The 20,612-nt window shown below is 71.4% G+C and carries 18 protein-coding genes and 1 tRNA gene; 10 read left to right on the top strand and 9 right to left on the bottom strand.

The features are described from left to right. Positions 1 to 372: 372 nt before the first annotated feature. A tRNA-Leu gene (locus IE198_RS09950) sits at positions 373 to 460 on the bottom strand. A 185-nt stretch (positions 461 to 645) separates the two neighbouring features. Between IE198_RS09950 and IE198_RS09945 the strand changes: the two genes are divergently transcribed. The 3 genes from IE198_RS09945 to IE198_RS09935 all read left to right on the top strand — a co-directional run bounded on the left by IE198_RS09945 (position 646) and on the right by IE198_RS09935 (position 3,316). Next, positions 646 to 1,971 (top strand): M20/M25/M40 family metallo-hydrolase, encoded by a 1,326-nt coding sequence (locus IE198_RS09945; RefSeq protein WP_189884872.1) that lies wholly within the window; start codon positions 646 to 648, stop codon positions 1,969 to 1,971. A 175-nt stretch (positions 1,972 to 2,146) separates the two neighbouring features. Beyond that, positions 2,147 to 2,380 carry a chaplin gene (locus tag IE198_RS09940; RefSeq protein WP_189884870.1) on the top strand — a complete coding sequence of 78 codons (234 nt, stop codon included), beginning with the start codon at positions 2,147 to 2,149 and terminating at the stop codon, positions 2,378 to 2,380. Between the two features lie 144 nt (positions 2,381 to 2,524). Next, entirely contained in the window at positions 2,525 to 3,316 is a 792-nt protein-coding gene (locus IE198_RS09935) for a chaplin (RefSeq protein ID WP_189884868.1), read from the top strand. 140 nt (positions 3,317 to 3,456) lie between these two features. Here the strand turns inward: IE198_RS09935 and IE198_RS09930 are convergent, their stop codons facing one another. After that, positions 3,457 to 3,645 (bottom strand): DUF5703 family protein, encoded by a 189-nt coding sequence (locus tag IE198_RS09930; RefSeq protein ID WP_100106356.1) that lies wholly within the window; start codon positions 3,643 to 3,645, stop codon positions 3,457 to 3,459. 47 nt (positions 3,646 to 3,692) lie between these two features. Here IE198_RS09930 and IE198_RS09925 point away from each other — a divergent pair, with 47 nt between their 5' ends. After that, entirely contained in the window at positions 3,693 to 4,358 is a 666-nt protein-coding gene (locus tag IE198_RS09925) for a hypothetical protein (RefSeq protein WP_189884866.1), read from the top strand. A gap of 66 nt (positions 4,359 to 4,424) precedes the next feature. Here IE198_RS09925 and IE198_RS09920 read toward each other — a convergent pair whose 3' ends face one another. Continuing rightward, positions 4,425 to 6,893, bottom strand: coding sequence for a helix-hairpin-helix domain-containing protein (locus tag IE198_RS09920; RefSeq protein ID WP_189884865.1), 2,469 nt, complete (start codon positions 6,891 to 6,893; stop codon positions 4,425 to 4,427). After that, complete coding sequence (locus IE198_RS09915) at positions 6,890 to 7,873, bottom strand: aldo/keto reductase (RefSeq protein WP_189884863.1); 984 nt, start codon at positions 7,871 to 7,873, stop codon at positions 6,890 to 6,892. Before IE198_RS09915 ends, IE198_RS09920 begins: the two co-directional genes overlap by 4 nt. Before the next feature lie 128 nt (positions 7,874 to 8,001). Here IE198_RS09915 and IE198_RS09910 point away from each other — a divergent pair, with 128 nt between their 5' ends. Both IE198_RS09910 and IE198_RS09905 read left to right on the top strand, forming a co-directional pair. Next, the gene (locus tag IE198_RS09910) at positions 8,002 to 9,051 is read left to right on the top strand and encodes an LLM class F420-dependent oxidoreductase (protein ID WP_189884861.1); all 1,050 of its coding nucleotides are present in this window, start codon (positions 8,002 to 8,004) and stop codon (positions 9,049 to 9,051) included. A 223-nt stretch (positions 9,052 to 9,274) separates the two neighbouring features. Further along, positions 9,275 to 10,060: a ferritin-like domain-containing protein gene (locus tag IE198_RS09905; RefSeq protein ID WP_189884858.1), complete on the top strand. Its 786-nt coding sequence runs from the start codon at positions 9,275 to 9,277 to the stop codon at positions 10,058 to 10,060. A 292-nt stretch (positions 10,061 to 10,352) separates the two neighbouring features. Here the strand turns inward: IE198_RS09905 and corA are convergent, their stop codons facing one another. Continuing rightward, on the bottom strand, positions 10,353 to 11,345 hold the full coding sequence (gene corA, locus IE198_RS09900) for a magnesium/cobalt transporter CorA (protein ID WP_189885109.1): 993 nt from the start codon (positions 11,343 to 11,345) through the stop codon (positions 10,353 to 10,355). A gap of 68 nt (positions 11,346 to 11,413) precedes the next feature. Here corA and IE198_RS09895 point away from each other — a divergent pair, with 68 nt between their 5' ends. From IE198_RS09895 to mshC, 4 genes are all read left to right on the top strand, one after another. Then, positions 11,414 to 12,115, top strand: a complete 702-nt coding sequence (locus IE198_RS09895; RefSeq protein ID WP_189884857.1) for a histidine phosphatase family protein — start codon at positions 11,414 to 11,416, stop codon at positions 12,113 to 12,115. A gap of 113 nt (positions 12,116 to 12,228) precedes the next feature. Continuing rightward, positions 12,229 to 12,819 (top strand): DUF3090 domain-containing protein, encoded by a 591-nt coding sequence (locus IE198_RS09890; protein WP_189884855.1) that lies wholly within the window; start codon positions 12,229 to 12,231, stop codon positions 12,817 to 12,819. Beyond that, complete coding sequence (locus IE198_RS09885) at positions 12,783 to 13,610, top strand: SCO1664 family protein (protein WP_189884853.1); 828 nt, start codon at positions 12,783 to 12,785, stop codon at positions 13,608 to 13,610. The genes IE198_RS09890 and IE198_RS09885 overlap by 37 nt, the downstream gene beginning before the upstream one ends. 128 nt (positions 13,611 to 13,738) lie before the next feature. Then, entirely contained in the window at positions 13,739 to 14,968 is a 1,230-nt protein-coding gene (gene mshC, locus IE198_RS09880; protein WP_189884851.1) for a cysteine--1-D-myo-inosityl 2-amino-2-deoxy-alpha-D-glucopyranoside ligase, read from the top strand. 86 nt (positions 14,969 to 15,054) lie between these two features. Here mshC and IE198_RS09875 read toward each other — a convergent pair whose 3' ends face one another. From IE198_RS09875 to IE198_RS09860, 4 genes are all read right to left on the bottom strand, one after another. Further along, the gene (locus IE198_RS09875) at positions 15,055 to 16,071 is read right to left on the bottom strand and encodes a PAC2 family protein (protein WP_189884849.1); all 1,017 of its coding nucleotides are present in this window, start codon (positions 16,069 to 16,071) and stop codon (positions 15,055 to 15,057) included. A gap of 306 nt (positions 16,072 to 16,377) precedes the next feature. Continuing rightward, positions 16,378 to 18,003, bottom strand: a complete 1,626-nt coding sequence (locus IE198_RS09870; protein WP_189884847.1) for a glycerol-3-phosphate dehydrogenase/oxidase — start codon at positions 18,001 to 18,003, stop codon at positions 16,378 to 16,380. A gap of 12 nt (positions 18,004 to 18,015) precedes the next feature. Continuing rightward, on the bottom strand, positions 18,016 to 19,542 hold the full coding sequence (gene glpK, locus IE198_RS09865) for a glycerol kinase GlpK (protein ID WP_189884845.1): 1,527 nt from the start codon (positions 19,540 to 19,542) through the stop codon (positions 18,016 to 18,018). A 52-nt stretch (positions 19,543 to 19,594) separates the two neighbouring features. Beyond that, on the bottom strand, positions 19,595 to 20,386 hold the full coding sequence (locus IE198_RS09860; protein ID WP_189884843.1) for an MIP/aquaporin family protein: 792 nt from the start codon (positions 20,384 to 20,386) through the stop codon (positions 19,595 to 19,597). Positions 20,387 to 20,612: the final 226 nt, after the last annotated feature.

Genomic DNA, 20,612 nt, shown 5'->3' with positions numbered 1-20,612 from the left:
CCGACCGTCTGGACGGTCGAATGCAGGGTAGAACCTCCGGATCTGTCGGGGGAAGGACCTGGTGATCCCCGCGGTCGTGCACGCGCAGCCCCGCCTCGCCACCCGCGCCGCCCTTGCGACGGCGACACGACCGGCCCGTCTGGCTCCCGAGGCTGTTCGAGGACCTGCTCGGCATGCCGTCGTTCGTGATTCCTGATGGGCCTCGGCCTCGGCATCCGCCGCGCGGTCACCGGCTCGGCGTTTGCCTCGGCCTGGGGGCAGGGCGTCTGCTACCTCCCGCTGCCCGGGGCCCTGGCCGGGGCAGCGCTGATCCGCGGACTCCCCAGCGAGGAATGCAGAAGATCCCCACGGAAAGCTCCGTGGGGATCTCGCTGGTGTCCGAGGGGGGACTTGAACCCCCACGCCCGATAAAGGGCACTAGCACCTCAAGCTAGCGCGTCTGCCATTCCGCCACCCGGACAAGGTGTCTGTCGTGCGGCCCTGGGCCGTTCCGACGTGGAAAACCATAGCAAACATTCGACCCCCCTCGATCACACCCCCGCATGCACCGGCCGCCGGACAAAGGCCTGCGGCCGCCCTTGGGACGCGAGGCACGATGGCGAGAGGATGAGGCCGGACCCAGCAGCGACAGCGGGAGGAATCAGCGTGAGCGAGTCGAACACGGCCCGGGCGGTCACGGGCGAGGACGAGGTCGTCGATCTCTGCCGTGAGCTGATCAGGATCGACACCAGCAACTACGGCGACCACTCCGGACCGGGCGAGCGCGCCGCGGCCGAGTACGTCGCGGAAAAGCTCGCCGAGGTCGGCCTGGAGCCGCAGATCCTCGAGTCCCACAAGGGACGCGCCTCCACCGTGGCCCGTATGGAGGGCGAGGACCCGTCCCGGCCCGCGCTGCTCATCCACGGCCACCTCGACGTGGTGCCCGCGAACGCGGACGACTGGAACCATCACCCGTTCTCCGGTGAGATCGCGGAGGACTGCGTCTGGGGCCGCGGCGCGGTCGACATGAAGGACATGGACGCGATGACCCTCGCGGTCGTACGGGACAGGCTGCGCAGCGGCCGCAAGCCCCCGCGTGACATCGTCCTCGCCTTCCTCGCAGACGAGGAGGCCGGCGGCACCTACGGCGCCCGCTACCTGGTCGACAAGCACCCCGGACTGTTCGAGGGCGTCACGGAGGCGGTCGGCGAGGTCGGCGGCTTCTCCTTCACCGTCAACGAGAACCTGCGCCTCTACCTCGTCGAGACGGCCCAGAAGGGCATGCACTGGATGCGCCTGACCGTGGACGGCACCGCGGGCCACGGCTCGATGACCAACAACGACAACGCCATCACCGAGCTCTGCGAGGCCGTCGGCCGCCTCGGCCGCCACACCTGGCCGGTCAGGGTCACCAAGACCGTACGGTCCTTCCTCGACGAGCTGTCCGACGCGCTCGGCACGCCGCTCGACCCCGAGGACATGGACGCGACCCTCGCCAAGCTCGGCGGCATCGCCAAGATGGTCGGCGCCACCCTGCGCAACTCGGCGGCCCCGACGATGCTCGGCGCCGGCTACAAGGTGAACGTCATCCCCGGCCAGGCGACCGCCCACGTGGACGGGCGTTTCCTGCCGGGGTACGAGGAGGAGTTCCTCGCCGAGCTGGACCGGTTGCTCGGCCCTCGGGTCAAGCGGGAGGACGTGCACGGCGACAAGGCGCTGGAGACCAGCTTCGACGGAGCGCTGGTGGATGCGATGCAGGTGGCGCTGAAGGCGGAGGACCCCATCGCGAGGGCCGTGCCGTACATGCTCTCCGGCGGCACCGACGCCAAGTCCTTCGACGATCTCGGCATCCGCTGCTTCGGCTTCGCACCGCTCAAGCTGCCGCCGGAGCTGGACTTCGCCGGGATGTTCCACGGAGTGGACGAGCGGGTGCCGGTGGACGGCCTGAAGTTCGGCGTGCGGGTCCTCGACCGGTTCATCGACCAGTGCTGAGACGGGCCGCCGAGGCCGGCCCGGGGTTGCTTGGACGGCGCGCCGATAATCGCGAACGCGTGCGTACATGACTTGAAAGAGTGAATGGGGGTGACGGCTCGTAGCCCCGGTGGCTGCTCCTCGTTACAGGTGATGCGGTCCGCGGCTGGGACCGCATTTGCCAACAGGAGGAACAATGATCCAGAAGGTCGTCGCGACTGCAGCTGCCACCGGTGGTCTGCTGCTCGCCGGTGCGGGCATGGCCATGGCCGACGCGGGCGCCCAGGGTGCTGCCATGCAGTCCCCCGGCGTTCTGTCGGGCAACCTGGTCCAGGCGCCGGTGAACGTGCCCGCGAACGTCTGCGGCAGCACGGTCGACATCATCGGCCTGCTGAACCCCGCCTTCGGCAACACCTGCGTCAACGCCTGACGTTGTGGCCAGGCCCGCAGCGGGCCGGCAGTGAATCCGGCGGCTCCGGAGTGCGCGCCATGCGCTCCGGAGCCGCCCGCTTCTTCCAAACCCTCGGCATGTGCCCAGGGGTATTCGTGAAGCTGGAAGGCAGGGCATCAAGACATGAGACAGGTCACGCGAAAAGGCCTGATCACCGTGGCAGCCGCGGGCGGCGTACTCGCCCTCGGCGGCGGTTACGCGCAGGCGGACGCCGGGGCGAACGGAGCAGCGTCGAACTCGCCGGGCATTCTGTCCGGCAACTCGGTCCAGGCTCCGGTGCACATGCCGGTGAACGTCTGCGGCAACACCGTGGACGTCGTCGGGCTGCTCAACCCGACGTTCGGCAACGGCTGCGCCATCGCCTCCGGATCGGGCGCGGCGAGCGGCGGCTCCAGCGCGGAGGGCACCACGAGCAACTCACCCGGTGCCGTCTCCGGCAACAACGTCCAGGCGCCGATCGATGTACCGGTCAACGTCTGTGGCAACAGCGTCGACGTCGTCGGGCTGCTCAACCCCTCAACCGGCAACGAGTGCGGGACCGGCTCGGCCGTCACTCCGCCCGGCGGCGAGGAGCCCAACACGCCGGAGGAGCCCAACACGCCGGAGGAGCCCAATACGCCGGAGGAGCCCAATACGCCGGAGGAGCCCGGTACGCCGGAGACGCCGGAGACCCCGACAACGCCGGAAACCCCGGCCACGCCGGAGACCCCGACAACGCCGGAGACCCCGGCCACGCCGGAAACCCCCGGCACCTCGAGCGTGCCGAACACGCCCGGGACGCGGATCGTGACGCCCGCTGGCGGCGCTCAGCTCGCCGAGACCGGCATGGGCGCGCTCGACGTGGCGGCGCCGGCGGCGGTGGGCCTGCTGCTCGCCGGAGCGGTGCTCTACCGGAGGTCGCGCGCGGCCCTGTAGGGGCGCGCCGGACCCGGCCCGGGCTCCAGCCCGGGCCGGGCTCGGACTCCGACGTACGCCGAGGAGCGGGTCCCGCAGCTGCGGGGCCCGCTCCTTCGTTCGTTCCTGCTCCTGATCATCAGCCTGATCACCAGTGTTGATCACCAGGTGGCGCGCACCTGGCGAATGATGCGCCGACGCAGCCGCACCCTGCGGCTGCCGTCGCGGTGCAAGGTCAGTCGGTCCAACTCCCAGTGTCCGTACTCTGCATGGTCCGTGAGCAGACGGGTCGCCTCCTTGCGGGAGACCCCGCGCGGCACGTACACGTCGACAAATTCGTATTCCGGCATCGCATCTATTGTGCGGGCAGCGCCCCGGTACGGATAGCGTCTGCACTATGTCTGATGCTGCGCAGCCCACCGCTGCCGAGGTACGTGCCGCCGCCGAGGCGGTCAAAGCCGCACTGGACCGCCACCTCGAGGCGGTCGAGAACCGCTCGGGAGACGACGACCCGGCCGTCTACGAAGCCTTCAACGCGCTCGCAGCGGCGGCGGAGGCGTACGACGAGCGGCTCTACGACCGTTACGACGAGGTCACCCCCTTCGAGATCCCCGGCGCGGACGATTCGCTGCCGCCGTACGCGGGTCCCGAGGAGCCGAACGCGCTGAGCGTGCTGATCCGCCGGGACTATGCGGTCGTGGAGCCGCAGCGGCTGCTGGCCCAGGCGCAGCGCATCGCGGACGTCGACCGGGACGACGACGAGGACGAGCGCGCGGCGAACGTGCCGGTCGTCGGTGCGAGCGTGCACGCGGCGCTGGGCGTCCTCTTCGGGGAATACGAACCGGACGAAATCGCGTCCCGCCACAAGGAGTTCGGTCTTGAGGAGGGCGACTCCACGCTGTGGGTGTCCGCCGCGGACGAGCTGCCCGAGCCAGGTGAGTGGCTCAGCGTCCCCTTCGACCAGGCCGATCCGGAGCGGGTCGTCTGCCGGTTCGACGTCAGCTCGGTGTTCGACGAGGACGAGCTGCGCGAGGAGCGGGCGGACCTCGACGACGAGTCCTGACCGGTCCCATGTGCCGTCCCGGACCCGGCCCGGGACGACCTGCGCGGTCGTCCACGGCCGGGCCTTTCACTGCGACTGCTGGGCCTGCGACTGCTCGGGCCGTGCCTGTGCCTGCGTTTGCGGCTGCGGTGCGGACTCGACCAGCAGAGCTTCCAGCAGGGCACGCAGCCGTGTGGTGCGCCGGAGGCCGGGGACCTCTGCCACCGCCCGCGGCAGCGCCTCGTCCACTCCGTGCACCACCGACAGATGCCGCTCGGCGCGGCCGAACGCCGTGTACACCCACGGCCTGCTCAGGACCTGCGAGGCGTCTCCGGGGAGCACGACGACCACCGCCGGCCACCGCATGCCCGCGGCCTGGTGCGCGGTCATGGCCCAGCCGTGGCGCAGCACCGACTCGACCCGCTCCCGCGGCACGACCGCCCTCACACCGTCGCAGTCCAGATGCAGTCCGGTCGCGTCCGCGGAGACGACCGTGCCCGTGACCGTCCGGCCGGGGGCCTGGGCATGGGCGACCCGGTCGCCGGGGTCGAAACCGGCGAAGCGGCCGGCGCCGGGGTTGAGGCGCTGCTTGAGCGCCGCGTTGAGCTCGCGGGTGCCGGCGGAGCCGCCGTGGCCCACTGTGATCACCTGGGTCTGCTCGGGAGGCACTCCGATGGCCCGCGGGATCGAGTCGACGACCAGCTGGACCGTACGGTGCACGGCCTCACCGGCGTCCCGGACCGGGACGATCACGACCTCCTTGCCCGGCGCGGCGACCTGGTTCAGCTCCCCGACGCCGACGCCCGACACCAGCTCGCCGAGCGGCCCGGGATCGGGCGTACGCGACGCGATCTGCGGGCACACCCGGGCCATCAGGACGTCCTGGAACACCTGACCCGCGCCCGCACCGCCGAGGACACCTGGGTCGCCGCCGAGTACCAGCCGGCCGCCGTCAGGCATGGACTCCACCAGCGCCGCCGCGGTCTCCACGTCCAGCTGCGGTGCGTCCAGCACGACCAGCAGGTCCAGCGCGAACGCGCCGTCCTCGTCGCGGCCGGGACCCGCGGTCCCTTCCAGCAGGGCGGTGACGGTCACCGCGCCCGCGTCCGGCCCGAGCCGGCGCACGCCGTTCTCCGCGTGCACCGCCACGACGGCCCGCAGACCGAGGCGGCGGGCGGTCTTCGCGAGGGCGACGGGCTCGGCCCGGGCGGCCTCGCCACCGGTGTGCACGACCAGCCCGTGCGCTCCAGCGACCCGCACGAGTTCGGGCCCCTCCCAGGCGTCGGCCGGGCCGGTCCTCACCAGCCTGGCCAGCCCGTCCGCGAGGCTCTCCTCCGCCATCGCGTACCGGTCGAGCCCGAGCAGGACGGGTACGGCGCTGTCGTCGTCGCCCTCCTCCACACCGTCCTGGAAGACCAGGACGGTGCCGTCGGCGACGGCCTGCTGGACGGCCTCGTCCGGATCGGGCACCGACCGCTCGGCGAGCGCGGCCCGGACGGCCGGCGCCTCGAGCGCCGTGTGCCCCTGGAGTGCGGCGCGCTCCAGCAGCCAGGTGACGAGCGCCGACGTCCGCCGTTCGTCGCCGGGCCCGGCGTCGGCGCCGAGCAGCGCGCGGGCGAACCCGTCCGCCTGCTCCGGGCGGACTCCCGGCACGGCGAGCAGCCGCCAGGGATCCTCGGCGAGAACGTCGCCCGCCGCCTCGCCCAGGACCTCGGCGGCCCGCCCCGCAAGGCCCTCGGGTGCCCCGCCCTTCACGAGCAGGTTCCGCACGGCGGCCACGGTGGCGGCAGCCGGCTCGTCCGGCTGCCGCCGGACCGGCCGTCCGGTCGGGGCGGCGGGAGCGGCGCGCCGCGGCTCGGGTGCGGGCGACCCGAAATAGGCGGCGCCCGCCTTCTCGCCGCTCTCCACCGCCCGCACGGCGGCGAGCAGATCGGCGGCCTTCCCGCTGAGCTTGGCCCCGCTGTCGATGGGCTGCTCCCGCTCCGCCTTCCGCCGCTCGATCCGCGCCCGCAACTCCTGCTGCGCGGCGATCTCCACCTCCGCGTCACTCAAATCCGCGGCCGCGTCGACGCCGGCGCCCTCGCCCTCGCGTGCGGGGTCGTCGCTGTCGGCGTCCGCCGCGTCGGCGTGGCCCGCAGTCTCGGGAGCGTCGTCGGCACGGTCCGCGCCTGTGCCCGCCGCGTCGGTGCGCCGCTCTTCGCCGGCCCCGCCCGCCGCATGGGGGCGGCCTGCCGGCTCGAGGGCATCGTGGGCTCCTGCCGGTACGTCCTCGGCGTCCGCCCCGTGGCGGTGGTCCGCCGGCTCCGGTGCGTCGTCCTCCCGGTGGGTGCGGTCGTCGCCGCCGGTGTCGGCGTCCGCCGCGTCGGCGTGGCCCGCAGTCTCGGGAGCGTCGTCGGCACGGTCCGCGCCTGTGCCCGCCTCCTCGCCCGCCGCCCCGTCGGTGCCCGCCGCGTGGCCGGGCTCCGCCGACCCGTGGTCGGCCGCGCCCGCGACGCCTTCGGCGGAGGGGGAAGGGTCGGGGGAGCCGGGGGAGGTTCCCCGGGAACGGGCAGTCACAGCGTGCTCCAGTCCTGGTCGGGATAGCGGTGCACGGGCGCCGACACGTCGTCGAGCGCCCGGCGGATCTCGTCAGGAAGACTAAGCGCCTCCACCGACAACGCCGCCCTGAGCTGCTGCGCATTGCGCGCGCCGACGATCGGCGCCACCACGCCCGGCCGGTCACGGACCCACGCCAGCGCCACTTCGAGCGATGTCGCAGCCAGCCCGTCCGCCGCTGTCGCGACCGCGTCCACGATGCTGCTCGCCGCTTCGTCCAGGTACGGCTCCACGAACGGCGCCATCTGTTCCGAAGCGCCCCGGGAGTCGGACGGAGTGGCGTTCCGGTACTTGCCCGTGAGCACCCCGCGCCCCAGCGGGGACGAAGGCAGCAGCCCCACCCCCAGGTCGAGCGCCGCCGGCAGTACCTCCCGCTCCACACCCCGCTGCAGCAGCGAGTACTCCATCTGCGTGCTCGCCAGCCGGGTGCGCACCCCTGGCGCAGCCAGCTGCCAGGTCGCCGCCTTCGCCAACTGCCAGCCGCAGAAGTTCGACACGCCCGCGTACCGCGCCCGTCCGCTGCTGACCGCGAGGTCCAGGGCCTGGAGCGTCTCGTCCAGCGGTGTGTCGGGGTCGAAGGCGTGGACCTGCCACAGGTCCACGTGGTCCGTGCCCAGCCGCGCCAGCGAGGCGTCGAGCGCGGCGAGCAGATGGCCGCGCGACCCGTCGAAGCGACGGTCCGGGTCCGGCACGCTGCCGGCCTTCGTGGCTATCACCAGGTCCGCGCGGGGCACCAGCCGCTCGACCAGCTGTCCCAGCAGATACTCGGCCTCCCCGCCGCCGTACACGTCGGCGGTGTCGACCAGCGTGCCGCCGGCTTCCCAGAAGACCTTCAACTGGTCGGCGGCGTCGTGCTCGTCGGTGTCCCGGCCCCATGTGAGGGTGCCGAGTCCGATCCGGGACACGCGCAGGCCGGTACGGCCGAGATGCCTCTGCTCCATGGGCGCTGAGATTACTGGCCAGGGGCCCACCCTGAGAGAGCCTGTGGACAACGTGCCCCTGCCGGATCACCCCCGCCCGCGCTAGAGTCCCGGGACAGGCACTTACTGATCAGTAAGAGGGAGCGCTTATGCGGCTCGGCATCAACCTCGGCTACTGGGGCGCGGGCATGGACGGCGACAACCTCGCCGTCGCGCAGGAGGCCGACAGGCTCGGCTACGACGTCTGCTGGGCGGCGGAGGCGTACGGCTCCGACGCCCCCACCGTGCTCAGCTGGGTCGCCGCCCAGACCGAGCGGATCGACGTCGGCTCCGCGATCCTGCAGATCCCGGCCCGCCAGCCCGCCATGACGGCGATGACCGCGGCCACGCTGGACTCGCTCTCCGGCGGCCGGTTCCGTCTCGGCCTCGGCGTCTCCGGGCCGCAGGTCTCCGAGGGCTGGTACGGCGTCAAGTTCGACAAGCCCCTGGCCCGCACCCGCGAGTACGTCGAGATCGTCCGTAAGGCGATGTCCCGCGAGCGCCTGTCGTACGAGGGCGAGCACTGGACGCTGCCGCTGCCCGACGGCCCGGGCAAGCCGATCAAGCTCACGGTCCACCCGCAGCGAGAGCACATCCCGCTCTACATCGCGGCGATCGGCCCCAAGAACCTCGAGCAGACCGGTGAGATCGCCGACGGCGCCCTGCTGATCTTCCCGTCCGCCGACCACATCGAGGACACCGCGCTGCAGCACATCCGTGCGGGCCGCGAGAAGGCCGGAAAGACGATGGAAGGCTTTGACGTCTGCCCCACCCTGCCGCTCGCGATCGGCGACGACGTGGCCGGTCTGGCCGACATGTTCCGGCCGTACACCGCGCTGTACGTCGGCGGCATGGGCAGCCGCAAGCAGAACTTCTACAACCAGCTCGCGCAGCGCATGGGCTACGAGAAGGAAGCCGCCGAGATCCAGGACAAGTACCTCGGCGGCGACAAGGCGGGGGCCGCGGCCGCGGTGCCGCACGAGCTCATCGACCAGACCGCGCTCCTCGGGCCGGTGGAGCGGATCGCCGACCGGATGCAGGCCTACGCGGCGGCCGGTGTCACCACGCTGACGCTCTCACCCGCGGGCTTCACGCTCGACGAGCGGATCACCGCGCTGCGCGCCGGCACCGAGGCGCTGGAGCGCGCGGGTCTCGCGTAGTCCTGTCCTGGGGCAAGCCTGCGGCCGTGGTGGGGGCTCGGGGGTCTTCCCCGCCACGGCCGTCACGCGGTACAACGCGCGACGGCCGTGGCGGTTACTGCCTTGTGTCACCGCCGTGTCGTCCATTCGGTCGATTTGTCCCACTTACCTGTTGCCTGGGTGACTGTGTCGCATTTGACTCTTTCTTTGCGGATGTCCCGAAGATCCGACGGAGGTGGCAGACATGCTCTCGGCCCGGAGTCTCTTCCAGGAGATCATCGACAACGACGACTCCTTTCAGCTGTTCTGCTCCATCGCCGCCAGCGGCGAGGCCCAGGGGGGCTGGGAGAACGGCCGCATCGCCGCCCTCGTCCCCGAGTCCATGCGCGATCTCGCCCCGAAGATCACCCGGCACGGTGCCGACGAGGAGAAGCACGGCCGCCTGTTCGACGCGCTCCTCAAGAAGCGGCATCTGGATCCGGTCCCGGTGCCGCCGGAGACCGACTACACCATGCTGCTGGAGCGCCGGGGCATCGGTCTCACCCATGAGAAGCTGCGCCGCGACGAGCGGCTCACGGAGCACGACATCGTCGTCTACCTCTCGCACAGCCGAGTCACCGAGGAGCGCGCGGCCGGCCAGATGGACATGCTCGTGAAGTACTTCGGCGACCACGCGGAGATCGGCAGGGCGGTCCGGATGATCTGCGACGACGAGGCCAACCACCTGGCCTACTGCCACGAGGAACTGCTCCGCCTCGCCGCCGCCGGACACGGTCGCACCATCCAGCGCGTGCTGCGCGAGAGCGCGCTGGCCGAGATCCAGGTCTACCGGGACGTCAGCCTCGCCGTCATGGCCCACATGGGCCGGCTGCTGCACTGGCCCAGGGCCAAGTCCGCGGCTCTCGCCGCCGGTATCCACGCGCTGTACGGGTACGAACGGCTCGGGGCCTGGCGTCACATGGTCGACCTGAAGCTTCCGGAACGCCGCGGCGCCCTCGACGGTCCGGTCACCGCCGAACCCGCCTTGTGATGTGACCAGGCCCCCGGCCCGGGTCGGGCGACGCCCCCTATGGCCCGGCCAAGCCACGCATCGCCTTCCGGACCGGCAGCGCCTCGCGCCAGGCGGGCGGGCACGACGGCAGCATCACCCGGGCCCGCTCGCGGCCGGGCCGTCGGTGGCCTACGTGGTGACGGGGGAACCGGCTCCCGGCGCCCGCCCGCGGCCGGCGGCCCACGGCCCTTCCCGGGCGCCGGCCCCTCTCGTTCTCCGTCTCCACCCGGGCCCCGCGGTGCGCCCCTGATCCAGCGGCTGCCCGGCGGGCTCAGAGCCAGCCGCGCCGCTTGAAGAGCCGGAAGAGCCCGTACACCGCGCCCGCCATCAGCAGCAGGGTCGCCGGATACGCCCACACCTGTCTCAGCTCCGGCATGTGCTCGAAGTTCATGCCGTAGACACCCGCGACCATCGTCGGCACGGCCGCCATGGCCGCCCATGCCGAGATCTTGCGCATGTCGTCGTTCTGCCGCACGCCCATCTGTGCGAGGTGGGCCGAGAGGATGTCGGACAGCAGCCGGTCCAGACCCTCCACCTGCTCGTTCGCCCTGGTCAGATGGTCGCTGACGTCGCGGAAGAACGGCTGTGCCTGCTCATGGACGAACGGCACGCCCGCGCCCGCCAGCCGGGACATCGGCGCCGCCAGCGGCCCGGCGGCCCGGCGGAACTCGAGCACCTGCCGTTTGAAGGTGTAGATCCTCGCCGCCGTGTTCTTCGCATCCCTTCGGGCCGGTTCGAAAACCGTCGTCTCCATCTCCTCGAGGTCCACCTGGAGCTCGGCCGCGACCTCGATGTAGTGGTCGACGACGGCGTCGCTGATCGCGTACAGCACCGCCGTGGGGCCGTGGCGCAGGACCGCAGGCTCGGCCTCCAGCCGCTCGCGGACGGCACGCAGCGGTGCTCCCTCGCCGTGCCGGACCGTCACCACGAACGAGTCGCCTATGAAGACCATCAGTTCGCCGGTGGTCACCGAATCGCTCTTCGGCTCGTACACCACGGGTTTGAGGACGACGAACAGTGAGTCGTCGTACACCTCGAGTTTGGGCCGCTGGTGCGCCTTGAGCGCGTCCTCCACGGCCAGCGGGTGCAGCGCGAACTCCTCGGAGACGTGCTCGAACTCGTCCTCCGTGGGCTCGTGCAGCCCGATCCAAAGGAACGCGTCACCGGCGGCCCGTGCCTCGTCAAGGGCATCGGAGAAGTCCGACGGGCCTTCGGTGCGGCGTCCGTCGCGGTAGATGGCGCAGTCCACGATCACGGCGCGCATTCTTCCCTGACCGCCGCCCCGGCACACCCTTGGCCCGCCGGACATGCGGTGACCGTAGGCTGGCCCCCATGGCCACGCTGATCCTCGTACGCCACGGACGCTCCACCGCCAACACCGAGGGGGTGCTCGCCGGCTGGACACCGGGGGTCCACCTCGACGAGCGTGGCGCCGCACAGGCGGCCGCGCTCCCCGCGAGACTGGCCTCCGTGCCGATCGCGGCGGTCGTCTCCAGCCCCCTGGAGCGCTGCCGCGAGACCCTCGCGCCTCTGCTGGAGGCCCGGCCCGGGCTCACCGTGGAGACCGACGAACGCATCGGGGAGTGCCACTACGGCGACTGGTCGGGCCGCAAGCTGCGGGAGCTCGCGGAGGAGCCGATGATGGGGGTCGTCCAGCAGCACCCGTCCGCGGTGGTCTTCCCCGGCGGCGAGTCGATGCGGGCCATGCAGGCACGGGCCGTCGACGCCGTCCGCGACTGGAACGCGCGCGTCGACCAGGAGCACGGCGAGGGCGCCGCCTATCTGCTGTGCTCCCACGGCGACATCATCAAGTCACTGGTGGCGGACGCCCTCGGCCTCCATCTCGACCTCTTCCAGCGCATCCACGTCGAGCCGTGCTCGGTCACCGCCATCCGCTACACCCGCAGCCGGCCGTTCCTGCTGCGGCTCGGGGACACCGGGGAGTTGGGCGCCTTGGTGCCGCCCGTGGAAGGCCCGCAGGACAACGGCGGCAGTGGCGATGCGGTCGTCGGGGGCGGCGCGGGCGCACCGTGATCGCTCCGCGCAGTAGGGTGGACGCGCCGAAAAGCTGAATTCCGCCCGACCCGGGGCCCTGCAGAAACCGACTCGGAAACCGACCGACCCGACGATCCAAAGGGAGACAGAACGTGTCCCGTCAGGTGTTCCTCTACGACCCGCCGGACCGCTTCGTGGCCGGTACGGTCGGGCTGCCTGGCCGCCGTACGTTCTTCCTGCAGGCTTCCGCCGCAGGGCGCGTCACCAGCGTGGCCCTGGAGAAGACGCAGGTGGCCGCCCTCGCAGAGCGGATCGACGAACTGCTGGACGAGGTGGTGCGCCGCACCGGCGGCAACGCCCCGGTGCCCGCCGTCGCCCCGGCCGACGTGGCCGACACCGCGCCGCTCGACAACCCGGTCGAGGAGGAGTTCCGCGTCGGCACCATGGCGCTGGCATGGGACGGCGAGGAACAGCGCATGATCGTCGAGGCGCAGGCGCTCGTCGAGCTCGAGGCCGACTCCGAGGAGGACCTCGCGGAGGCCGAGGAGCGGCTGCTGCAGGACGAGGAGAACGGCCCGCCGATGCTGCGGGTCCGGCTCACCGGCGCACAGGCCAGGGCGTTCGCCAAGCGCGCACTGGACGTGGTGAACGCCGGCCGGCCGCCGTGCCCGCTGTGCAGCCTGCCCCTGGATCCGGAAGGACACGTATGCCCGCGCCAGAACGGATACCGACGCGGCGAGTGAGCACGACCGATGTGCTCACACTGCTGGCCAAGGGCGAACTGACCGTGCGCGGCAGGTTGCGCGAGGCGTCCAACGCGGTGCTCTACTGCACGGTTTCGCTCGAGGACGAGGAAGTCCACTGCGTCTACAAGCCCGTCGCCGGGGAGCGCCCGCTGTGGGACTTTCCCGACGGCACCCTCGCACAGCGCGAGGTCGCGGCCTACGAACTCTCCGAGGCGACCGGCTGGGGCCTGGTCCCGCCCACCGTCCTGCGCGACGGCCCGTACGGCGAGGGCATGGTCCAGCTGTGGATAGAGGCGGACCCGGAGGCCGATCTGCTGGCGCTCGTCGAGGACGAGGAGCCGGGCGAGGGTTGGAAGGCGGTCGGTTTCGCCGAGGTGGGCGAGGGCCGTACGGCGCTGCTCGTCCACGCGGACGACGTGCGGCTGCGCAGGCTCGCCGTCCTCGACGCGGTGATCAACAACGGTGACCGCAAGGGGGGCCATCTGCTGCCCACCGCGGACGGCAGCCTCTACGCGATCGACCACGGTGTCACCTTCAACGTCCACGACAAGCTGCGCACCCTGCTGTGGGGCTGGGCGGGGGAGCCGCTGGCGCCGGAGGCCAAGGAGACGCTGACGGCCTTGGCCGCCGCCCTGGCCGACGGCGGACCGCTCGCCACCCGACTGGCGGAACTGCTCACCGCCGCGGAGGTGGCCGCCGTCGGGGCCAGGGTCGCCGCGCTGCTCGCGTCGGGTGTGCACCCAGTCCCCTCGGGGGACTGGCCCGCGATTCCCTGGCCGCCCGTGTAGACCCCCTCCCGTGGATCAGGGCCCGGGCGCCGGGCGGCACATCGAGGGCCGGAGCGCAAGAGTGCCCAACCGGCCATGAGTACTGATCCGGTTCGTATGCGGAAGCGGCGTCCGGTTAGGCTCATGGCATGCATGCCTGGCCCGCTTCTGAGGTCCCCGCCCTGCCCGGCAAGGGCCGCGACCTCCGGATCCACGACACCGCGACCGACGGTCTGGTGACCCTCGACCCCGGTCCCGTCGCCCGTATCTACGTCTGCGGCATCACACCGTACGACGCGACCCACATGGGTCACGCGGCGACCTACAACGCGTTCGACCTCGTCCAGCGCGTGTGGCTCGACACCAAGCGGCAGGTTCACTACGTCCAGAACGTCACGGACGTGGACGACCCACTGCTCGAGCGGGCGATCCGCGACGGGCACGACTGGACCGAGCTCGCCGAGCGCGAGACCGCCCTGTTCCGCGAGGACATGACCGCACTGCGGATGCTGCCGCCGCGCCACTACATCGGCGCGGTCGAGGCGATACCCGGCATCGTCCCACTGGTGGAGCGGCTCCGTGACGCCGGCGCCGCGTACGAGCTGGAGGGCGACGTCTATTTCTCCGTCGAGTCAGACCCGCACTTCGGCGAGGTGTCCCGGCTCGATGCGGAGGCGATGCGGCTGCTGTCCGCCGAACGGGGCGGCGACCCCGAGCGCCCCGGCAAGAAGAACCCGCTCGACCCGATGCTGTGGATGGCCGCTCGCGAGGGCGAGCCGAGCTGGGACGGCGCTTCGCTCGGCCGCGGCCGGCCCGGCTGGCACATCGAGTGCGTCGCCATCGCGCTCGACCACCTCGGCATGGGCTTCGACGTCCAGGGCGGCGGCTCCGACCTCGCCTTCCCGCACCACGAGATGGGCGCCTCGCACGCCCAGGCCATCACCGGCGAACACCCCTTCGCCAAGGCCTATGTTCACGCGGGCATGGTCGCCCTCGACGGCGAGAAGATGTCCAAGTCCAAGGGCAACCTCGTCTTCGTCTCCAAGCTGCGCCGCGACGGCGTGGACCCCGCCGCGATACGGCTCGCGCTGCTGTCGCACCACTACCGGGCCGACTGGGAGTGGACCGACGACGTTCTGAGGGACGCGGTGGAGCGCCTCGGGCGCTGGCGCGCGGCCGTGTCCCGGCCCGACGGGCCGTCCGCCGACGCTCTGCTCGAGGAGATCCGCGAGGCCCTCGCCGACGACCTCGACGCGCCGTCGGCACTCGCGGCGGTCGACCGCTGGGCCGCGCTCCAGCAGTCGGCAGGCGGCTCGGACGAGGGCGCACCGGGGCTCGTGTCCCGCGCGGTCGACGCGCTGCTCGGAGTGGCGCTCTAGGAGCAACTACCGGCAGCGGATGCGCTGCTGACGACCGATGGGGTGGTGCCGGCCGGCACCACCCCATCGTGTGTTCAGTCCTCGGGCTAGCCCTTCGGGCCGCCGGTGTCACTGTCTCCGTCGCCCTCTCCGTCGCCCTCGCCGTCGGGGCGGGCCTCCGGCTCCGGTCGTGGCGGCATCGGCGGCTTGGTGCGGCCCCCGGACGGGTCGCGCAGATAGGAACTGCCGTCGCCGCCTTCCGTCGCGTGACCGCCCGGCCCTCCGCCGTCGCGTCGGCGCAGATACCGCTCGAATTCGCGGGCGATGGCCTCACCGGAGGCCTCCGGCAGCTCCGCGGTGTCGCGCGCCTCCTCCAGCGTCTGGACGTACTCGGCGACCTCGCTGTCCTCCGCGGCCAGTTGGTCGACGCCGAGTTGCCATGCCCGTGCGTCCTCAGCCAGTTCGCCCAGCGGGATACGGAGGCCGATGAGGTCCTCCAGCCGGTTGAGCAGGGCGAGCGTCGCCTTGGGGTTGGGCGGTTGCGACACGTAGTGCGGCACCGCCGCCCACAGGCTCACCGCAGGCACGCCGGCATGGGTGCACGCCTCCTGGAGGATGCCGACGATGCCGGTCGGCCCCTCGTACCGGGTCTCCTCGAGGTCCATCGTTCTCGCCAGGTCCGGGTCGGACGTGATCCCGCTGACGGGCACCGGACGGGTGTGCGGGGTGTCGCCGAGCAGCGCGCCCAGGATCACCACCATCTCCACACCCAGTTCATGGGCGAAGCCCAGGATCTCGTTGCAGAACGAACGCCAGCGCATGGACGGTTCGATACCGCGGACCAGGACGAGGTCGCGGGGCTTGTCGCCGCCGACGCGGACCACCGAGAGCCGGGTGGTCGGCCAGGTGATCTTCCGTACCCCGCCGTCCAGCCACACCGTGGGCCGGTTGACCTGGAAGTCGTAGTAGTCCTCGGCGTCGAGCGCCGCGAACACCTCGCCCTTCCATTCCCGGTCCAGGTGAGCGACCGCGGTGGAGGCGGCGTCGCCGGCGTCGTTCCAGCCCTCGAACGCGGCCACCATGACCGGGTCGATCAGCTCGGGCATTCCCTCGAGCTCGATCACCCAGTGCCTCCTTCCGAAGTTCCCTTTCGTACGTCCCAACCTTACGGCTTTCCCCGTCTGCAGCCGCAGCCCCCGTGCACGGCCGGGTGAACCGGCGAACCGCAGGGAGGAGGCGCCCACGGCGCCGTGCGCGGGAAGGCCCAGCGCCGGGGCCGGCAGGAGTCCGCCGCAGGCGTCAGCGCCTCGCGACGCGCCAATCGCACGCCCAGCGCGTCGAGTTCCGTCACGACCCGACGTCGCCCCCGCACGGCCGTGAGGGCGGCCCCCGGGGGGAGCCGCCCTCACAGCGTCGATCAGGTCACGCCGTCACCGCGACCTCAGCACGTCCTCCACACGGCTGCGGATCTCGTCCGTCGCGAGCCCCCGGATCGTCAGCGTCGTACGGCGGCGCAGCACGTCGTCCGCCGTCTCGGCCCACTCGTTGTCGCGGGCGTAGACCACCTGCGCCCAGATCTCCGGCGCGTCCGGGTGGATGCGCTCGGCCAGCGCCGGGTCCTCGTTCGCCAGGCGGGCGATGTCGAACGACAGCGAGCCGTAGTGGGTGGCGAGGTGCCGGGCCGTGTCGGCGGCAATCCGCGGGCCGGGCGTGCCGCCGTCGACGAGCAGCCGGTGCGCGACCGCGTTCGGGTTGGCGATGCCGGGAAGCGGCAGCTTCTTCGGCAGGTGCTCGATCGGCTCCATGTCCTCGGCGAGCGGGCGGCCCGGCAGGGTCGCCAGCTTGTTCATCACCGTACGGCCGATGTGGCGGAAGGTGGTCCACTTGCCGCCGGCCACCGACAGCATCCCACCGCGCCCCTCGGTGACGACCGTCTCGCGCTTGGCCTTCGAGGTGTCGCCGGGGCCGCCGGGCAGCACCCGCAGACCGGCGAACGAGTACGTGATCAGATCGCGTGAGAGCTGCTGGTCGCGGATCGAGAACGCGGCCTCGTCCAGGATCTGCGTGACGTCCTTGTCGTTGACCGCGACGTCCGCCGGGTCGCCCTCGTACTCCTCGTCGGTCGTACCGAGCAGCAGCATGTCCTCCCACGGCAGGGCGAACGTGATGCGGTACTTGTCGATCGGCGTCGCGAGCGCCGCCCGCCACGGCGAGGTGCGCTTGAGCACCAGGTGCGCGCCCTTGGAGAGGCGGATGGAGGGGGCCGCGTCCGGGTCCTCCATCCGGCGCAGGTGGTCGACCCACGGTCCGGTGGCGTTCAGTACGAGGCGGGCGGTGACGCCGAACTCGGTGCCGTCGGTGCGGTCCTTGAGCTCGGCGCCGGTGACCCGGCCCTTGATGAACCGCAACCCGGTGACCTCGGCGTGGTTGAGGACCGTGGCACCCGCCTCGGCGGCCGCGCGGACCGTCATCAGCGCCATTCGGGAGTCGTTCATCTGGTCGTCGCCGTAGACGGCGACCGCCTTGAGGTTCTCTGTGCGCAGCTCCGGCACGTCCCGCTGTGCCTTCGCTGCCGATATGACGTGGCCGACGCCGTCACCGAAGGCGGAGAGCGCCGAGTAGGCGAAGACGCCCGCGCCGAGCTTGGCCGCACCGTGCGGACCGCCCTTGTAGACGGGCAGGTAGAAGGTGAGCGGGTTGGACAGGTGGGGGGCCACCTGGCGGGAGACCGCGCGCCGCTCGAAGTGGTTCTCCGCCACCAGCTTCACCGCACCGGTCTGCAGGTAGCGCAGTCCGCCGTGCAGCAGCTTGGACGAGGCGGAGGAGGTGGCGCCGGCGAAGTCGCCGGCGTCCACCAGGGCCACCCGCAGCCCGGACTGCGCCGCATGCCAGGCGGTGGAGATGCCCAGGATGCCGCCGCCGATCACCAGGAGGTCGTACGTCGCCTTGGAGAGCTGCTCCCGAGTTTCGGCGCGGCTTGCTGCTTTGAGAGAAGACACAGCCGAGCCGGAGGCCGGGTGCGTCCCAGGGGAGGGGACGCTCTGCAGGGTGGTCATTCTTGCTCCTCGTCAGTTTTCCTCGTCGAGCCAGCCCATGGTCCGCTCCACGGCCTTGAGCCAGCTCTTGTACTCGCGCTCACGCTTGTCAGCGTCCATGCGGGGGGTCCACTCGGCGGCCCTGCGCCAGTTGGCGCGCAGCGCGTCGGTGTCCGGCCAGAAGCCGACGGCCAGGCCGGCGGCGTAGGCAGCGCCGAGGCAGGTCGTCTCGGCGACCATCGGGCGCACCACAGGGGCGTCCAGGAAGTCCGAGAGGGTCTGCATCAGCAGGTTGTTGGAGGTCATGCCGCCGTCGACCTTGAGCGCGGTGAGCTCGACGCCGGAGTCCTTCGTCATGGCGTCGGTGATCTCACGGGTCTGCCAGGCGGTGGCCTCGAGAACGGCGCGCGCGATGTGCGCCTTGGTGACGTACCGGGTCAGGCCGGCGATCACACCGCGGGCGTCGGAGCGCCAGTACGGGGCGAACAGACCGGAGAAGGCCGGCACGAAGTAGGCGCCGCCGTTGTCCTCCACGGAGGAGGCAAGGGTCTCGATCTCGGCGGCGGAGTTGATCAGGCCCATCTGGTCGCGCATCCACTGCACTAGCGAACCGGTGACGGCGATGGAGCCCTCGAGGGCGTACACCGCCTTCTGGTCGCCGATGCGGTAGCCGACGGTGGTCAGCAGGCCGTTGTAGGAGTTGACAGGCTCGTCACCGGTGTTCATCAGCATGAAGGTGCCGGTGCCGTAGGTGGACTTGGCCTCGCCCTTCGAGAAACAGGTCTGGCCGAACAGGGCCGCCTGCTGGTCGCCCAGCGCGGAGGCGACCGGGACGCCGTCCAGGACGCCGCCCTTGGCGAGGCCGTAGACCTCGGCGGAGGAACGGATCTCCGGGAGGATGGCCGCCGGGACCTCCATGGACTGCAGGATCTTGTCGTCCCACTCCATGGTGTGCAGGTTCATCAGCATGGTGCGGGAGGCGTTGGTGACGTCGGTGACGTGCACGCCGCCGTCGACTCCGCCGGTCAGGTTCCAGATGACCCAGGAGTCCATGGTGCCGAAGAGGATCTCGCCGCGCTCGGCGCGCTCGCGCAGCCCCTCGACGTTGTCGAGCAGCCAGCGGGCCTTCGGTCCGGCGAAGTACGAGGCCAGCGGAAGGCCGGTCTCGCGGCGGAAGCGGTCCTGGCCGACGTTGCGCCCGAGGTCCTTGCAGAGGGCGTCGGTGCGGGTGTCCTGCCAGACGATGGCGTTGTGGACCGGCTCGCCGGTGTTCTTGTCCCACAGCAGCGTCGTCTCGCGCTGGTTGGTGATGCCGATCGCCTTGACGTCGGCGGCGGTGATGCCGGCCTTGTCGATGGCGCCCGCCACGACTTCCTGGACGTTGGTCCAGATCTCGGCGGCGTCGTGCTCCACCCAGCCCGGCTTCGGGAAGATCTGCTCGTGCTCCTTCTGGTCGACGGCGACGATCCGGCCGTCCGTGTCGAAGACGATGCAGCGGCTGGAGGTGGTGCCCTGGTCGATGGCCGCGATGAACGGCCCGGTGGTGTGTGCGTCGGTCACGGTCTGCTCCTGCTCAGGTCTCTTGGTGTACGGCTCGTGCTGCTGGTACGGCTCAGGCGAACGCGATGTTGTAGATACCCGCTCCGACAGCCGCACCGATCAGCGGACCGGCGACGGGGATCCAGGCGTAGCTCCAGTCGGAGCCGCCCTTGTTCGGCAGCGGGAGCAGGGCGTGCACGATGCGCGGGCCCAGGTCGCGGGCGGGGTTGATGGCGTAGCCGGTGGGGCCGCCGAGCGAGAGACCGATACCGACGACGACGAAGGCGACGATCAGTGCGCCGAGCGGGCCGAGGCCCTTGCCGCTTTCGTTGAGGCCCTGGGTGAGCACTGCCAGGACCAGCACGACCGTGCCGATGATCTCGGTCGCGAGGTTCTGCCAGACGTTGCGGATCTCCGGGCCGGTGGAGAAGACACCGAGGACGGGACCCGCATTGGCCGCGCCTCCGTCGTGCGGACCCTCGATGGCCTTCTCGGCCGGGTCGCCCACGATCTCGGGGTCGGTGAGGTGCGCGTGGAACTGTCCGTAGTAGGCGATCCAGACCAGGGCCGCACCGATCATGGCGCCGAGCAGCTGGCCTGCGATGTAGACCGGGACGTTGCCCCAGTCGTTGTCCTTGATCGCGATGCCGAGCGTTACGGCCGGGTTGAGGTGGGCGCCGGACAGGGTGCCCGTCATGTAGACCGCGGTCATGACCGCGAAGCCCCACCCGAAGGTGATGGCCAGCCAGCCGGCGTTCTGCGCCTTTGAGCGCTTGAGTACGACGGCAGCGACAACGCCGCCACCGAGCAGGATGAGAACGGCGGTACCGATGATCTCGCCGATGAAGATGTCGGAGTTGGACACCCGCGACTCCTTTGTCCTTCGTCCAGGGGGAAGGCGAACCCCGGGTCCCTCCGGTGGTCCGCGCCCTCAGTGAGGGCGTTTCCGGCCTGGCGTTGTCACACTCTAGCGCGTATTGCCGTTAGGTGTTCGACAATGCCGACCGGTGAACGGCAGTTTTGCCCCCCGGTAAACACGACGTCAAGGGTTGTACGGCCCAAAACCGGATCGTTACCCGACGGTGTGCCGG

It is taken from the genome of Streptomyces xantholiticus (genome assembly GCF_014651015.1).
GTDB classification, from domain to species: domain Bacteria; phylum Actinomycetota; class Actinomycetes; order Streptomycetales; family Streptomycetaceae; genus Streptomyces; species Streptomyces xantholiticus.
The sequence above is the reverse complement of the archived record's forward strand: the minus strand, read 5'-3'. Positions and strand labels throughout refer to the sequence as shown.

Excerpts from the sequence above, each read along its gene's own strand:
- IE198_RS09935 (WP_189884868.1), top strand. The coding sequence starts at position 2,525 with ATGAGACAGGTCACGCGAAAAGGCCTGATCACCGTGGCAGCCGCGGGC.
- IE198_RS09940 (WP_189884870.1), top strand. The coding sequence starts at position 2,147 with ATGATCCAGAAGGTCGTCGCGACTGCAGCTGCCACCGGTGGTCTGCTG.
- IE198_RS09870 (WP_189884847.1), bottom strand. The coding sequence starts at position 18,003 with ATGACCACCCTGCAGAGCGTCCCCTCCCCTGGGACGCACCCGGCCTCC.
- IE198_RS09930 (WP_100106356.1), bottom strand. The coding sequence starts at position 3,645 with ATGCCGGAATACGAATTTGTCGACGTGTACGTGCCGCGCGGGGTCTCC.
- mshC (WP_189884851.1), top strand. The coding sequence starts at position 13,739 with ATGCATGCCTGGCCCGCTTCTGAGGTCCCCGCCCTGCCCGGCAAGGGC.
- IE198_RS09915 (WP_189884863.1), bottom strand. The coding sequence starts at position 7,873 with ATGGAGCAGAGGCATCTCGGCCGTACCGGCCTGCGCGTGTCCCGGATC.
- IE198_RS09885 (WP_189884853.1), top strand. The coding sequence starts at position 12,783 with ATGCCCGCGCCAGAACGGATACCGACGCGGCGAGTGAGCACGACCGAT.
- corA (WP_189885109.1), bottom strand. The coding sequence starts at position 11,345 with ATGCGCGCCGTGATCGTGGACTGCGCCATCTACCGCGACGGACGCCGC.
- IE198_RS09895 (WP_189884857.1), top strand. The coding sequence starts at position 11,414 with ATGGCCACGCTGATCCTCGTACGCCACGGACGCTCCACCGCCAACACC.
- IE198_RS09905 (WP_189884858.1), top strand. The coding sequence starts at position 9,275 with ATGCTCTCGGCCCGGAGTCTCTTCCAGGAGATCATCGACAACGACGAC.
- IE198_RS09925 (WP_189884866.1), top strand. The coding sequence starts at position 3,693 with ATGTCTGATGCTGCGCAGCCCACCGCTGCCGAGGTACGTGCCGCCGCC.
- IE198_RS09910 (WP_189884861.1), top strand. The coding sequence starts at position 8,002 with ATGCGGCTCGGCATCAACCTCGGCTACTGGGGCGCGGGCATGGACGGC.